Below are 1,813 nucleotides of genomic sequence, written 5' to 3'. Positions count from 1 at the left end.
GATATACCGGTGATGACTATTTTCTTAGATGAAATGATGGGTAAAGCCGGAATGCAAACAAGGCTGGAAGCCTTTGTTGATTTATTGAGCCAACGGCGGGAATATAAGTTAGCTAAAGTTCTTTAAAGAATTAAAAAAACAAATAAATACATTCCTTTTCGAGAGAATCATATGGTTATATAGAGCATACACTATTTACAAAACCAATAATTTGTAGTACAATATCTTACAAGGGGGGGTTTATATGAATTCAATAACTTTAAGAATAAATGATGATGAAAATAGGTTAATTAGAAGTTATGCTAAAGCTAATAATATAAGCATTTCTGAACTTATGAGACAATCAGTTTTAGAAAAAATAGAAGATGAAATTGATTTGAAGATTTATAATCAAGCCATGAAAGAACATAAAGAAAACCCCCAAGATATAAGTTTTGATGAAATGATGAATGAATTGGGATTTTATGAGTAAGGGATACCAGGTTAGATTTGGAAGAGGAGCCCAGAAAAGCCTAAAAAAAATTGATCCAAATGATGCTAGAATTATAATGGCGTGGATAAACAAAAATTTAGTAGGTTGTGAGAACCCTTATATTTACGGAAAATCTTTAAAAGGGAATTTAAAAGATAAATGGAGAAATAGAATAGGAGACTATAGGTTAATTTGTAATATAGATGAGGAAAAAACCTTGATATTAATTTTAGAGACTGGACATAGAAGAGAAATTTATAAGTGGTTAAAATAATAAAGTTTTGCACTTTGAAAAACGTAAGTTTTTATTGATACGGGAGAGTCCCCTCTAGTATAATCCCGTTTTCGACAGTTAATAATAATAAAAAAGCCGGTATCCTTTGTAAACACAAGATATATCGGCTTTTTATAATTACTAAAATGTTGTATGTGAAAATTATTTTAGGGGTTGCTGAATAACCCTACAAACCTTTTGGTGTAAGACATTTACTTTGAAAGATGATATAATAAGTGCAAGAAAAATAATCAATATTGCTTAAAGAGCTTGCACTTGTGACTGTTAAGTACTTTTGAACAAATTTTACTAAAAGAAGCATTGTCCAATCTACTGAACAGTTAGGTGCGGAGCCTTATGAGTGAACTGAAAAAAGGACTGCTTACCGTAATGGCACCGGGGATAGGGACCCTTACCCTTAAGGTTCCCAGGCATAGAAACGGTCTATTTGGCACAGAATTATTTGCTAGGTATCAATGAAGCGAACAGGCTCTGGTGCTGGCAATGATGGAGATGGTGGTAAACGGCGTATCCACTAGAAAAGTAGAAAATATTACAGAAGAACTTTGTGGTAAGGAATTCTCTAAATCCACTGTTTCAGAGCTTTGAAAAGTCCTATTATTTCTTTATAATCACTATTAAACTAGTTGAAGCAGCCTGGAGAGATAGTGACAACATTTTTATACGGTCCCTTTAGCTAAGGGAATTAGGATTGCTATTTGTGGAGTGCCCACATATAAAATTCCGGGTATGGCCGGACGTATAAAAGAGGTTTTGGGTTCACTTAGGGAATGCTTGACTCTTTTTTAGTCTTCAATTATGATTAATTTGGTCGGAGTTAAATTTTGGGTAGCTCCGGCTAAATTTTTGGATAAAAAATAAGCTATTTTCCGAAAGTTCTTTATCCTGTTCTTTTGGCTATTTACTTGCCAGCAGTTAAAAAAATAAATAAAATAGAATTAAAGGGGGTAAGTAATTGGCAGCGATGAGAATTGGTTTCCCGCGAGCTTTATTCTATTTTTTATATTACCCATTTTGGCATGTCTTTTTTACAGAATTAGGTTGTG

The 1,813-nt window shown here is 33.1% G+C and carries 3 protein-coding genes and 1 pseudogene; all 4 read left to right on the top strand.

Annotated features, from left to right (window positions below; genetic code table 11):
- On the top strand, positions 1-126 hold a 126-nt coding region (locus tag GX687_07020; protein HHX97186.1), incomplete at its 5' end, for a CoA protein activase.
- 118 nt (positions 127-244) lie between these two features.
- Positions 245-472 carry a ribbon-helix-helix protein, CopG family gene (locus tag GX687_07015; GenBank protein ID HHX97185.1) on the top strand — a complete coding sequence of 76 codons (228 nt, stop codon included), beginning with the start codon at positions 245-247 and terminating at the stop codon, positions 470-472.
- A complete protein-coding gene (locus tag GX687_07010; GenBank protein ID HHX97184.1) occupies positions 465-746 on the top strand; it encodes a type II toxin-antitoxin system RelE/ParE family toxin in 282 nt (93 codons plus the stop codon). Before GX687_07015 ends, GX687_07010 begins: the two co-directional genes overlap by 8 nt.
- A 320-nt stretch (positions 747-1,066) precedes the next feature.
- Positions 1,067-1,352, top strand: a pseudogene (locus GX687_07005) (IS256 family transposase).
- The last annotated feature ends 461 nt before the right edge of the window (positions 1,353-1,813 follow it).

Source organism: Clostridia bacterium (assembly GCA_012841935.1).
Classification (GTDB): domain Bacteria; phylum Bacillota; class Peptococcia; order DRI-13; family DTU073; genus DUTS01.
This window is presented reverse-complemented; position numbering and strand designations above follow the sequence as displayed.

Excerpts from the sequence above, each read along its gene's own strand:
- GX687_07010 (HHX97184.1), top strand. The coding sequence starts at position 465 with ATGAGTAAGGGATACCAGGTTAGATTTGGAAGAGGAGCCCAGAAAAGC.
- GX687_07015 (HHX97185.1), top strand. The coding sequence starts at position 245 with ATGAATTCAATAACTTTAAGAATAAATGATGATGAAAATAGGTTAATT.